The sequence below is a fragment of the Pseudomonas sp. GW821-FHT02C04 genome, from assembly GCF_059421845.1.
This window is the reverse complement of record NZ_JBWKVT010000002.1, coordinates 595,646-608,150: the sequence shown is the minus strand read 5'-3', so window position 1 is coordinate 608,150 and position 12,505 is coordinate 595,646. Positions and strand designations below refer to the sequence as shown.

Sequence of the window (12,505 nt, the reverse complement as noted above, 5' to 3'; positions counted from 1 at the left end):
TCAAGGCTTCCACTTGGTGTGTTCCTGGCGCCACTGGCTCAGCTCGATCACTTGTGCGGTCGGCCTGGCCACTTCCACCACGGGTGGGGTGTCGTCGAACGGTGCCGGGTAGGGCGCCAGTTCGATCTGCGCACTGTGGGGGCCGAACTGAGTAATGGTGCCGTTGTGACGGGTTTCGCCGGTCACGGTGAATTCGAAGTTGTAGACCCGGGCCAGACGCCGACGCCCGCTGGCATCTTTGATGAATCCGATCTTCTTCAGCGCCACGTTGCCGTCGAGCAGTTCGACGCCGACATTCACGCAATGCTGCTTGACCCGTTCCAGCGCCCGCTCACGCAGGCCGTGGTTGTGCCACAGCCACGCGCCGGCAACGGCGAACAGCATCAGCACGAAAATGTTTTCCAGGGTCAGCATCAACAAGAAACTCCAAAAGTTGGCATCAGCTTAACTGCGTCGCCGGTCTGTCGTACAGGCTCCGTTTCGTCGCATACTGCGCGGCTTGAATTTCAATCGTTTTACGGAAAAACCCGAATGAAACGTACGCCTCATCTGCTCGCCATCCAGTCCCATGTGGTGTTCGGCCACGCCGGCAACAGCGCTGCGGTTTTTCCGATGCAGCGGGTCGGGGTCAATGTCTGGCCGCTCAACACCGTGCAGTTTTCCAACCACACCCAGTACGGCCAGTGGGCCGGGGAGGTGCTGGCACCGCAGCGGATCCCCGAACTGGTTGAAGGTATCGCCGCCATCGGTGAATTGGGCAATTGCGACGCAGTGCTGTCCGGTTATCTGGGCAGTGCGGCGCAGGGCCGGGCGATTCTCAGTGGTATCGAGCGGATCAAAGCGGTCAATCCCAAAGCCCTGTACCTGTGCGACCCGGTGATGGGCCATCCGGAGAAAGGTTGCAGCGTGCCGGCCGAAGTCAGCGACTTCCTGCTCGACGAAGCCGCAGCGGTGGCGGACTTCATGTGCCCGAACCAGCTCGAGCTGGACAGCTTCTCCGGGCGCAAGCCGCAGTCGCTGTTCGATTGCCTGGCGATGGCGCGCGCGCTGTTGGCGCGAGGGCCGAAAGCGGTGCTGGTCAAGCATCTGGATTACCCGGGGAAACCGGCGGATGGCTTCGAGATGCTGCTGGTGACGGCCGAGGGCAGTTGGCATCTGCGACGTCCGCTGCTCGCGTTTCCGCGTCAGCCGGTCGGTGTGGGCGATCTGACGTCCGGCCTGTTCCTGGCGCGGGTGCTGCTCGGCGACAGCCTGGTGGCGGCGTTTGAATTCACCGCAGCGGCGGTGCATGAAGTGCTGCTGGAAACCCAGGCCTGCGCCAGCTATGAGCTGCAACTGGTGCGGGCGCAGGACCGGATCGCTCATCCGCGGGTGAAGTTCGAGGCGACAGCGATCAGCCTCTGATCATTGCAGCGCTCGCAGGCATGGCCCGCGAGCGCTCTGTCACTCAGGCGTCGCCCTTGATTTCCTGATAGCGCTTTTCCAGCTCCTGGCGAATCTGCCGGCGCTGCTGGGCCTGCATGTAGCGACGTTTGTCTTCGCTGTTCTGCGGTTGCAGCGGCGGTACGGCGGCCGGTTTGCGCTGATCGTCCACCGCAACCATGGTGAAGAAGCAGCTGTTGGTGTGGCGCACCGAGCGCTCGCGAATGTTCTCGGTCACCACTTTGATGCCGACTTCCATCGAGGTGTTGCCGGTGTAGTTGACCGACGCCAGGAAGGTCACCAGTTCGCCGACATGGATCGGCTCGCGGAAAATCACCTGATCCACCGACAGGGTCACCACGTAGCGGCCGGCGTAGCGGCTCGCGCAGGCGTAGGCCACTTCGTCGAGGTATTTGAGCAGGGTGCCACCGTGGACATTGCCAGAGAAGTTGGCCATGTCGGGGGTCATCAGTACCGTCATCGACAGCTGGGCGTTTCCGGGTTCCATAACGTTCTCACGGGTCAAGGCAGGGTTGCTGGAAGAAGCACCTCTGCGGGTGCCTGGTCGCTTTTCAAAACCACCGTTATCGGGACGCCGGGCAACTGGCCGCCGTCACGCCCGGATCGATCTGTTTCCATATATTGCACCGCCTTTCAGCCGGAAGTCGCGGTGTTACCCTGCAAAAGCCCACCCCAAGGGCGATTCCTACACCTAAAGCGGATTTTTATTCAGCTCGCCCAGACGTTTTCAGACGCCTGCCGCGAGCATCGTCATTCAAGGAGCCCACGCCATGCATGCCATCAGCTTTATTCAGGATCTGGCAGTGATCATGCTGGTCGCAGGCGTGGTGACCGTACTGTTCCACCGTTTCAAACAGCCGGTAGTGCTCGGCTATATCGTCGCCGGCTTCATCATCGGCCCGCACACCCCGCCGTTCGGCCTGATCCACGACGAAGAAACCATCAAGACTCTCGCCGAGCTGGGGGTGATCTTCCTGATGTTCTGCCTGGGTCTGGAGTTCAGCCTGCGCAAGCTGTTCAAGGTGGGTGCCACGGCGTTTATCGCGGCGTTCCTGGAAATCATCCTGATGATCTGGATCGGCTACGAAATCGGCCGCTGGTTCGACTGGAACACCATGGATTCGCTCTTCCTGGGCGCGATCCTGGCGATTTCCTCGACCACCATCATCGTCAAGGCACTCAACGACCTGAAGATGAAGAACGAGCGCTTCGCCCAGTTGATCTTCGGTGTGCTGATCGTCGAGGACATTCTCGGTATCGGCATCATTGCCTTGCTGTCGAGTATTGCGGTCAGCGGCACGGTGAGTTCCGGCGAAGTATTTTCCACGGTCGGCAAACTCTCGCTATTCATGATCGTCGCGCTGGTCATCGGTATTCTTCTGGTCCCGCGTTTGCTGGCCTATGTCGCGAAGTTCGAAAGCAACGAGATGCTGCTGATTACCGTGCTCGGGCTGTGCTTCGGCTTCTGCCTGCTGGTGGTCAAGCTTGAATACAGCATGGTGCTCGGCGCATTCCTGATCGGCGCGATCATGGCCGAGTCGCGGCAATTGCTGAAGATCGAACGCCTGATCGAACCGGTTCGCGACCTGTTCAGCGCGATCTTCTTTGTCGCCATCGGCCTGATGCTCGATCCGATGATTCTTCTGCAATACGCGTGGCCGATTGCGGTGATCACCGTAGCCGTGGTGCTGGGCAAAATGTTGTCCTGCGGCCTCGGTGCCTTTATCGCCGGCAATGACGGACGCACCTCACTGCGGGTCGGGATGGGTCTTTCGCAGATTGGCGAATTCTCCTTCATCATCGCCGCGCTGGGCATGACGCTGCAGGTCACCAGTAACTTTCTTTACCCCGTTGCGGTGGCGGTCTCGGTCATCACTACGTTGCTGACGCCGTACCTGATCCGCGCGGCTGATCCGCTGTCGATCAAGCTGTCTGCTGCGATGCCGCAGCGTCTGGGGCGGGTGTTCGGGATGTATGGCGAATGGCTGCGCAGTATCCAGCCGCAGGGCGAGGGCGCGATGCTGGCGTCGATGATCCGGCGGATTCTGTTGCAGGTCGGGGTCAATCTGGCGTTGGTGATTGCGATCTTCTTTTCCGGCGCCTTCTTTGCCGGGCGCCTCTCGACATGGCTGGAGGACTGGATCAGCGACCCGAGCTGGCAGAAGGCGTTGATCTGGGGTTGTGCATTGCTGCTCTCGCTGCCGTTCCTGATTGCGGCCTATCGCAAGCTCAAGGCGCTGTCGATGCTGCTGGCGGAGATGGGCGTGAAGCCCGAGATGGCCGGGCGTCACACACAGCGAGTGCGTCGGGTGATCGCCGAAGTGATCCCGATCCTCTCGCTGCTGGTGATTTTCCTGCTGCTGGCAGCCTTGTCGGCCAGTATCTTGCCGACCAACAAGCTGCTGGTGCTGGTCGCCGTGGTCGCGGCCGCCGTGGCGGCACTACTCTGGCGCTGGTTCATCCGGGTACACACGCGGATGCAGGTGGCCCTGCTGGAAACCCTCGACAACCACAAGGAATCGTCGGGGCATTGATCCAACGGGGCGGCTGGGGGATCAGCTTTCCAGCCAGACGTCCCGTGCCCAGTGCCAGACCGATTCCCAGGACTCTTCGGTGATCAGCTCTTCTTCGCCGGACCACAGCACCACGGTGCCGTCTTCTTCGACGCAGTAGTAGTTGTCGCCGTCCTGGCAGATCGGGATCAGATCGCGCGGCACACCGGCGTCCCAGGCGTTGGCGGCCACATCCGGGAGGTAGGTGTGGGACTGCGGGTCGGTGACGGTCACCGGCTCCAGGCTGCCGTAAACCACATCGCTGACGGTCAGCAGAAATTCTTTGAAGACAAACGGAATATTGATGAAGAGTTCTTCTTCGACTTCCACCAGTTGGTCTTCGTCGGGCAACTCCAGGGGAACCGGTACGGGTTCGTTGGCTTCGCGCAGTTGTTCGATGATTTCTTCCACGTCCGGGATCCTCTTGCTTGAATGGCGCGGTTTATATGGGGCGGTTTATACAGTAGCTCGCTATAGATGCAACCGCGAAATAGAAAACCCCGGCCGAGGCCGGGGTTTTTATTGCTGCGGGTAAAACGTCGGAGGTGATCAGCCGTTCTGGCGGATACCGGCGACCAGCCAAGGCTGGTTGTCGCCTTGCGGACGTTCCATGTTCCAGCTTTCGTTGAACACTTCGCCCTGGTCGAAACGCGAGGTTTTCGACACGCCGGTGAAGGTCAGTGTCGCAATGGTCTTGTCCGCACGATCATCCACGCCATCCAGTTGTACCTGAAGGTTGTCGATGTAGGTGGACTGGAAGCCATCACCCAGATCCGCGCGCTCACGCTTGAGGAAGTCGAGCATTTGCGGGGTCACGAACTCGGCGATCTTGTCCATTTCGTTGGCGTCCCAGTGCTGCTGCAACGCCTGGAAGTGGCTGCGGGCGGCTTCGAGGAAGCGCTGCTCGTTGAACCAGGCCGGCGCGTTGATCACCGGGCGGGCGGCAGCCGGAGCGGCCGAACCACCGAAGATCGAACCCATGGCAGCCGGCTTCTGCTCGAACACTTCACGCTGCATTGGCGCGCCGGCCGGAGCGAACTGCTCCTGCTGTTTGCGGCGACGAGCGGCGATGAAGCGGAAGATCACGAACGCGATCACGGCCATGATCAGGATGTCGAAGATCTGCATGCCCTGGAAGCCGCCGCCCATGAACATGGAAGCGAGCAAGCCACCGGCGGCGATACCGGCCAGAGGGCCGAGCCATTTGGAAGCGCCACCGGCCTTGGCGGCGGCGCCAGCGGCACCGGCAGCGCCCGCGGTCGCTGCCGCGCCGCCGACGCTTGGAGAAGAAGGAGCCATCTGGCTGGTCTGGTGCGTCGGCGCAGCGCCGGCGCTTTTGCCACCACCAAAGCGCTTGGCGTTGGCGTCGAGGCTCATCGTCAGGCCGATGCACAACGCCATGGCGATGCTAAGAAAACGTTTCATAAAGGGAATTCCCGTTTGTGGAGACACGCGCGCCATGTTGCACAGCTGAAATGTCACTGGCTAGCGAGAGAGTGTTTCGGGCTTTTGCCTGACAGGTTACGTTCAGCTCGGTCGAGGCAATAAGGCCATGTACTTTTGTCTGTAGGAAAAGGAGGTAGGTTCAGTGGGAAATTGATCAGCGTCGAAACGCCAACATCACCACACCAGCCGTGATCAGGCCAATGCCGCCCCATTGGCGCAGGTCGAGTTTCTCGCCCAGCAGGATCACACCGAGTACCGCCACGAGCACCACGCTGAGCTTGTCCACCGGGGCGACCAGCGAGGCCGGTCCGACTTTCAATGCCCGGAAGTAGCACAGCCACGAAGCCCCGGTACCCAGGCCCGACAGCAGCAGGAACAGATAGCTTTTGGCAGAGATCGATCCCAAGGACTGATATTGGCCCGTGGCGTACAAAATCAAGGCCAGACTGACGAGTACCACGATGGTGCGCAGGAGGGTGGCGAAGTCGGAGTTGACGTTTTCGATGCCGACCTTGGCGAAGATCGCCGTCAGTGCGGCGAAGGTGGCCGAGAGCAGGGCCCAGAATGTCCAGGAGGAAAAGAAGCCAGAGCCCATGTCTCGTACCTTTCAGGATTGAACCGTTGCCGTTTGATCGTTCCCACGTAGACGGTGCGACGCCTCGACGTGGGAACGATGAGCAACTTTAGATCGCTTCCAGCTTCGCGTAACCCAACATCAGCCACTTGCTGCCTTCGCTGAAGTTCACCTGAACCCGCGCCTGGGCGCCGGCGCCCTCGAAGTTGAGGATTACGCCGTCGCCAAAGATCGAGTGACGTACGGCCTGACCGAGGCTGAGACCGGTGTCCGGGATCTCGGCGCCGCTGAACAGGTTGCTGCCGCTCATCGACTGGTTGCCGCCGAACGGTCGGCTGACGCTGTTCGACAAGCGCACTTCCTGAATCAGGCCTTTCGGTACTTCCCGTACGAAGCGCGACACCTTGTTGTAGGTTTCGCTGCCGTACAGGCGTCGGGTTTCAGCGTAGGTCATCACCAGGTTCTGCATCGCCCGGGTGATGCCGACGTAGGCCAGGCGCCGTTCTTCTTCAAGACGTCCCGGCTCTTCCAGGCTCATCTTGTGCGGGAACAGGCCTTCTTCCATGCCCACCAGGAACACGTAAGGGAATTCCAGGCCCTTGGCGCTGTGCAGGGTCATCAACTGAATGCTGTCTTCGTGCTCGTCGGCCTGGGTGTCGCCGGCCTCCAGCGAAGCGTGGCCGAGGAATGCCGCCAGTGGCGTCAGGTCTTCGTCTTCTTCGGTGTTCTCGAAGTTGCGCGCGGCGCTGACCAGTTCCTCAAGGTTTTCCACCCGGGCCTGGCCTTTCTCGCCTTTTTCCGCTTCGTGGTAAGCGATCAGCCCGGATTGCTCGATGACAGTCTGAGTCATCAGGTGCAACGGCATCTCGGCGCACTTGGCGGCGAGGTTCTCGATCAGCTCGATAAACGCGCCGAGGGCGCCGGCCGCACGACCGGTCAGGCCTTTATTGGCCACCAGCTGGCGCATGGCTTCCCACATCGACACATCGCTGTGACGGGCATGCTCGCGAATGGCTTCGACGGTTTTCTCACCGATGCCGCGGGCCGGGACGTTGATCACCCGTTCCAGCGCCGCATCGTTGCCGCGACCTTCCAGCAAACGCAGGTAAGCCATGGCGTTCTTGATTTCCGCCCGCTCGAAGAAGCGCTGGCCGCCATAGATGCGGTACGGAATGCGTTCGCGCAGCAAGGCTTCTTCCAGAACGCGGGATTGGGCGTTGGAGCGGTAGAGAATCGCGATATCGCTGCGGGCCAGCCCGGTTTTCAGCGCGCTTTCGATGGTTTCGACAACGTAGCGTGCTTCATCGTGTTCGTTGAACGCGGCGTACAGGTTGATCGCTTCGCCGTCGCCGCCGTCGGTCCACAGCTCTTTGCCCAGGCGCCCCGTGTTGTTGGCGATCAAGGCGTTGGCGGCTTTCAGGATGCCGGCGGTGGAGCGGTAGTTCTGCTCCAGACGGATGGTCACCGAGTCCGGGAAGTCGGAGGAGTACTGATGAATGTTCTCGATTTTCGCGCCGCGCCAGCCGTAGATCGACTGGTCGTCGTCGCCAACCACCATCAGGCTGTCGCCGCCCTTGCCCAGCAGACGCAACCAGGCGTACTGCACGGCGTTGGTGTCCTGGAACTCGTCCACCAGAATGTGCCGGAAACGCTTCTGGTAATGCGCCAGCAGGCCCGGATGGTCGCGCCACAGGTCGAGGGCGCGCAGCAACAGTTCGGAGAAATCGATGACGCCGGCACGCAGGCAGGCAGCCTCGTAGGCTTCATAGATGCCGCGCATGGTGGCCAGGTACAGATCACCGCTGGCCTGAATGTGTTGCGGACGCAGACCTTCGTCTTTCTGCCCGTTGATGAACCACTGGGCCTGACGGGCCGGCCAGCGCTGTTCGTCCAGCCCCAGCTCACGGATCACCCGTTTGACCAAGCGTTGCTGGTCATCACTGTCGAGGATCTGGAAGGTCTGGCTCAGCCCGGCTTCCTGCCAGTGCGCCCGCAGCAGGCGGTGCGCCAGACCGTGGAAGGTGCCGACCCACATGCCGGCCGGGTTGATCCCCAGCAATTGCTCGATGCGGTGACGCATCTCGGCAGCGGCCTTGTTGGTGAAGGTCACCGACAGGATCGAGTGGGGCGAGGCGTTTTCGACCTGGATCAACCAGGCGATACGGTGCACCAGCACTCGGGTTTTGCCGGAGCCGGCACCGGCCAGGACCAATTGACGACCAACGGGAGCCGCTACGGCCTGGCGTTGGGCATCGTTGAGGGAGTTCAGCAGAAGGGAGAGATCATCGCGCATCGGGGCATTCTAGGGTGCGCCGCAGGCCCGGGCAAACCGAGCTTTGCATTAGCCGATGAAAGTGCTGCCAATGACGACCGGTCGGTCACCGGCTACAGGCGTTGGCCCGCCTCGCTTCGGGGCTTTCGCGGGTGTCGGAAGGTCGAAAAGTTTCGGCGAAATTATGATCTGGAGCAGTTTGGCAAGTGGTTGGGCTTGTGTATGCTCCGTCCACGTTTCCGGGCGCATGCTCACACTTATAAGAACAAGAACGTTGCCTATGACCCTCAGCTTCGACCTGTCGGGCCCCTCTGTGGAACCCCGGGTGATCCGCAAGCATTACGCCACCCAGATGGCGGTCGAGCGCACGCGCCTTCTTTATCAGGGTTCGCTGTTGCCCACCCTGTTCATGTTGATCAATGGTCTGGTCTGCGCCGGTCTGCTCTGGAGCCCGCAGCGTTACTTCGTGGTCAGCGTCTGGCTGGTGTGGCTGCTGTCGCTGGTGGCGCTTCGGGTGATTCAGGTCGCGGCCTTCGATTCGGCGATTCCCGATCGCCAGGCCCAGCCGATCTGGGGGCGGATGTTCCTGCTCGGTTCGACCATGACCGGCCTGACCCTGGCCGGCGCCGGTATCGCGTTGGTCCCTGCCGACAACTTCATGCAGCAAGCCTGGGTGTTCGGCCTGATCGGCGCCGCGACCCTGTCGGCCAGCGTGGCTTACGCCGTGAGCATCCCGGCCTTTCTTTCCTTTACCTTGCCGTGCCTGCTGCCGGCCATCGGCTATCTGTTCTGGGGCGGTGACGAACAGGCGCGGGGCTGGGGCTGGCTCGGACTGATTCTGCTTGGCTCCCTGAGCGTGGTGGCGTGGCAGGTCAACCGGCTGATCGATCGCGGCTTGTTGCGCCGCTTCCAGAATCAGCACCTGATCGAGCATCTGCAACAGGCGCAATCGCGCAGTGAACAGCTCAATCAGGAGTTGGCGAAAGAAATCGAGCACCGCCGCTGCGCCGAGGGCAAATTGCGCGAAGCCCAGGTCGAACTCGAGGATCGCGTGGCCCAGCGCAGCCGTGAACTGGACGCCGCCAATCAGGCCCTGAGCAAAAGCGAAGCGCGCCTGGCGCTGGCGTTGAAGGCCAGTGAGCTGGGGCTATGGGACTGGAACCTGCAGACCGATGAGGTTCACCACACGCAGATTCAGGAGCTGTTCGGCATTGACCCGGAATACGTCACCGGGCTGCTCAGGCACCTGCGGCCACGCTTGCACCCGGAAGACGTGCCGGCCCTCAAGCGAGCGTTGATCGAGCACCTGAAGGGGCGCACCGAGGATTATCAGATCGAGTACCGCGTGCGCCATGGCGACGGGCACTGGGTCTGGATCGAAGACCGGGGGCGTGCGGTGGAGCGCGACGATAGCGGGCGGGTGATCCGCATGGTCGGCACCCGGCGCGACATCAGTGTCAGCAAAAGTCTGGAAGCCCAGCAGCAATTGGCGGCCACGGTATTCGAGGCCGCCAGCGAAGGTATTGTGATCCTCGACCCGAATTATTCGCTGATCGCCATCAATCAGGCCTTCAGCCGGGTCACCGGTTACGACATCGACGACATGCTCGGGCGCAACGTCGTTGAACTGCCGTGCAGTCGCGATGCCCGCCGACATTACGTCGCCATCCGCCACGCGCTGGAGCAGCACGGCAGTTGGCAGGGCGAACTGGTGGAGACCCGCAAGAACGGCGAATTGTATCCGCAATGGCTGCAACTGAATGCGGTGCGCGACAGTCGAGGAAATGTGAGTCATATCGTCGGCTTCTTCGCCGATCTGTCGGCGCGCCGCGAATCCGAAGAACGCATGCGTTACCTGACCCACTACGACGAACTCACTGGCTTGGCGAATCGCTCGCTGTTTCGCGAACGCCTGCACGAAGCGCATCAGCGCGTACGGCAGGGCGGGCGCCGGAGTCTGGCGCTGCTGCACATCAATCTGGATCGCTTCAAGCTGCTCAACGACAGCCTGGGTCATGAAATTGCCGACCAGTTGCTGCAAAGGATGTCCCGACGCCTCGTCAGTGCCTTGCCCGAAGCCGACACGATTGCCCGGTTGTCCGGCGACGAGTTCGCGGTGTTGTTCGATGCCTATGGCAACCTTTCGAGCCTGGCGCGGGTCGCCACGCGGCTGTCGGCCAAACTGCGCCTGCCACTGACGGTAGAGGGGCATGAACTGGTGGTCAGCGCCTCGATGGGCATCAGCATGTTGCCGGACAACGCCCGGGAGATTTCCGCGCTGGTCAGCCAGTCGAACATGGCCATGCAACATGCCAAGCATCTGGGCGGCAACAACTTCCAGTTCTACACCGACAGCCTGCAAGCCAGCACGCTGGAGCGTTTGCAGCTGGAAAACCAGTTGCGCAAAGCCATCGAAGACCAGCAACTGAACGTGTTCTACCAGCCGAAACTGTGTCTGGCGACTGGCCGTCTAAACGCGGCCGAAGCGCTGGTGCGCTGGGATCACCCGACCATGGGTCGAGTGCCGCCGGGGGACTTTATCGGTCTGGCTGAAGAGACGGGGTTGATTGGTCCGATTGGCGAGTTCGTGCTGCGTCAGGCCTGTTGGCAGGCCTGCGAATGGCAGCGTCAGGGGCTGGCACCGATCCGGGTTTCAGTGAACCTGTCGGTGCATCAGCTGCGCCAGGGAAAACTGGTCAGCCTGGTGCGACAAGTGCTGGAGGAAACCGGGCTGGCGCCGCACTACCTCGAGCTGGAACTGACCGAAAGCCAACTGCTCGACAGCGTCGAACACATCATCGCCACGTTCCAGCAATTGCGGGATCTGGGGGTGAAGCTGGCGATCGACGATTTCGGCACCGGCTATTCGTCGCTGAGCTATCTGAAACGGATTCCGGTGGATTACGTGAAGATCGATCAGGCCTTTATCCGTGGCTTGGGCGAGGGCAGCGAGGACGCGGCGATCACTCGCGCGATCATCGCCATGGCCCATGGCTTGTCTTTGAAAGTGGTGGCCGAAGGCGTCGAACGGCCGGAGCAGCTTGAGTTCTTGAAGGCCGAAGGCTGCGACGAGGTGCAGGGCTATCTGATCAGCCGTCCGGTGGAGGCTGCCGGTCTGGCCGGGTTGTTGCGCCAGCAGGAAACTCCCCGGTAAAGGGCTACATGCAGCGCATGTCGCCTGATCCGGGGCGATCCAGTTACGCATTGAGCAGGCAAAATGCGGATTCATGTAGTATAACTACAAGCTTGCTACATCCTTGGCATCTGGCCAAAGCACATCTTTCCATAACAAGAGTCCAGCCCCTTGAATCTGCTGCAACACATCGCCCAGTCACGTCACCTGTTACGCAAGTCGGAGCTCAAGGTCGCCGACCACGTGCTGCTTGACCCTGCGGCAGTGATGCACAGTTCCATGGCCGACCTGGCCCACAGCGTCGGCATCAGTGAGCCGACCATCGTGCGCTTCTGTCGCGCCATCGGTTGCTCCGGTTTCCAGGATCTGAAACTCAAACTCGCGCAAAGCCTCGCGGCCGGCGCCAGTTTCGGTCAGTTCGCGATCCATGAAGACGATTCTGTCGCCGACTACAGCCTGAAGATCTTCGACACCACCCTGCACACGCTGATGGAGGTTCGCGAGAAACTCGATCCGCTGGAATTGCAGCGAGCGGTGACGCTGATGTCCCAGGCCCAGCGCGTAGAGTTCTACGGTTTTGGTGCGTCGGGCGCAGTGGCGGCGGATGCGCAGCACAAGTTCTTCCGTTTGCTGTTGACCGCTGCGGCGTATTCCGACCCGCACATGCAGGCGATGTCGGCGGTGACGCTGAAGCCGACCGACGTGGCGATCTGCATTTCCCAGTCCGGCCGTTCCAAGGACCTGCTGATCACCGCCAACCTCGTGCGCGAGAGCGGTGCATCGCTGATCACCTTGTGCCCGAGCCAGACGCCGCTGGCCGAGCTGTCGACCGTCAACCTGGCGATCGATGTTCATGAAGACACCGAAATCTATACGCCGCTGACCTCGCGTATCGCCCACCTGGTGGTGATCGACGTGTTGGCGATGGGCGTGGCCATGGCGCGGGGGCCGAGCCTGGTCAATCACCTCAAGAGCGTCAAACGCAGCCTGCGCAGCTTGCGCTTGTCGCCAAAATCGGTGAAAGCGCTGGATGACTGATGGTCATGGGGTGAAGGCAATCTTCATCTGCCTGTAACCCCGACGCA

General features: G+C 61.3%; 10 protein-coding genes. 4 read left to right on the top strand and 6 right to left on the bottom strand.

The genetic code is table 11. The features are described from left to right. The gene (locus AC07VV_RS10930) at positions 1-414 is read right to left on the bottom strand and encodes a DUF3301 domain-containing protein (RefSeq protein WP_495036218.1); all 414 of its coding nucleotides are present in this window, start codon (positions 412-414) and stop codon (positions 1-3) included. 117 nt (positions 415-531) lie between these two features. Between AC07VV_RS10930 and pdxY the strand changes: the two genes are divergently transcribed. Then, on the top strand, positions 532-1,404 hold the full coding sequence (gene pdxY / locus AC07VV_RS10925; protein WP_085708787.1) for a pyridoxal kinase PdxY: 873 nt from the start codon (positions 532-534) through the stop codon (positions 1,402-1,404). A gap of 43 nt (positions 1,405-1,447) precedes the next feature. On the opposite strand, the gene AC07VV_RS10920 is transcribed toward pdxY, so the two are convergent. After that, positions 1,448-1,930, bottom strand: a complete 483-nt coding sequence (locus tag AC07VV_RS10920; RefSeq protein WP_003229693.1) for an acyl-CoA thioesterase — start codon at positions 1,928-1,930, stop codon at positions 1,448-1,450. A 283-nt stretch (positions 1,931-2,213) separates the two neighbouring features. Between AC07VV_RS10920 and AC07VV_RS10915 the strand changes: the two genes are divergently transcribed. After that, complete coding sequence (locus AC07VV_RS10915; RefSeq protein WP_495036217.1) at positions 2,214-3,977, top strand: cation:proton antiporter; 1,764 nt, start codon at positions 2,214-2,216, stop codon at positions 3,975-3,977. A 21-nt stretch (positions 3,978-3,998) separates the two neighbouring features. Here the strand turns inward: AC07VV_RS10915 and AC07VV_RS10910 are convergent, their stop codons facing one another. The 4 genes from AC07VV_RS10910 to uvrD all read right to left on the bottom strand — a co-directional run bounded on the left by AC07VV_RS10910 (position 3,999) and on the right by uvrD (position 8,308). After that, on the bottom strand, positions 3,999-4,406 hold the full coding sequence (locus AC07VV_RS10910; protein ID WP_007995855.1) for an SMI1/KNR4 family protein: 408 nt from the start codon (positions 4,404-4,406) through the stop codon (positions 3,999-4,001). 138 nt (positions 4,407-4,544) lie between these two features. Next, entirely contained in the window at positions 4,545-5,420 is an 876-nt protein-coding gene (locus AC07VV_RS10905) for a Tim44 domain-containing protein (RefSeq protein WP_096817109.1), read from the bottom strand. Positions 5,421-5,595: 175 nt separating this feature from the next. After that, positions 5,596-6,036 (bottom strand): EamA family transporter, encoded by a 441-nt coding sequence (locus AC07VV_RS10900; RefSeq protein ID WP_016984014.1) that lies wholly within the window; start codon positions 6,034-6,036, stop codon positions 5,596-5,598. An 88-nt stretch (positions 6,037-6,124) separates the two neighbouring features. Further along, a complete protein-coding gene (gene uvrD / locus AC07VV_RS10895; RefSeq protein WP_495036216.1) occupies positions 6,125-8,308 on the bottom strand; it encodes a DNA helicase II in 2,184 nt (727 codons plus the stop codon). 259 nt (positions 8,309-8,567) lie between these two features. On the opposite strand from uvrD, the gene AC07VV_RS10890 reads away from it, so the two are divergent. Both AC07VV_RS10890 and hexR read left to right on the top strand, forming a co-directional pair. Next, on the top strand, positions 8,568-11,441 hold the full coding sequence (locus AC07VV_RS10890; RefSeq protein ID WP_495036215.1) for a putative bifunctional diguanylate cyclase/phosphodiesterase: 2,874 nt from the start codon (positions 8,568-8,570) through the stop codon (positions 11,439-11,441). 150 nt (positions 11,442-11,591) lie between these two features. Beyond that, the gene (gene hexR / locus AC07VV_RS10885; RefSeq protein ID WP_007954250.1) at positions 11,592-12,458 is read left to right on the top strand and encodes a transcriptional regulator HexR; all 867 of its coding nucleotides are present in this window, start codon (positions 11,592-11,594) and stop codon (positions 12,456-12,458) included. Positions 12,459-12,505: the final 47 nt, after the last annotated feature.

Coding starts and splice junctions, on each gene's coding strand:
- pdxY (WP_085708787.1), top strand. CDS start 532: ATGAAACGTACGCCTCATCTGCTCGCCATCCAGTCCCATGTGGTGTTC.
- AC07VV_RS10905 (WP_096817109.1), bottom strand. CDS start 5,420: ATGAAACGTTTTCTTAGCATCGCCATGGCGTTGTGCATCGGCCTGACG.
- AC07VV_RS10930 (WP_495036218.1), bottom strand. CDS start 414: ATGCTGACCCTGGAAAACATTTTCGTGCTGATGCTGTTCGCCGTTGCC.
- AC07VV_RS10890 (WP_495036215.1), top strand. CDS start 8,568: ATGACCCTCAGCTTCGACCTGTCGGGCCCCTCTGTGGAACCCCGGGTG.
- AC07VV_RS10900 (WP_016984014.1), bottom strand. CDS start 6,036: ATGGGCTCTGGCTTCTTTTCCTCCTGGACATTCTGGGCCCTGCTCTCG.
- AC07VV_RS10915 (WP_495036217.1), top strand. CDS start 2,214: ATGCATGCCATCAGCTTTATTCAGGATCTGGCAGTGATCATGCTGGTC.
- uvrD (WP_495036216.1), bottom strand. CDS start 8,308: ATGCGCGATGATCTCTCCCTTCTGCTGAACTCCCTCAACGATGCCCAA.
- AC07VV_RS10920 (WP_003229693.1), bottom strand. CDS start 1,930: ATGGAACCCGGAAACGCCCAGCTGTCGATGACGGTACTGATGACCCCC.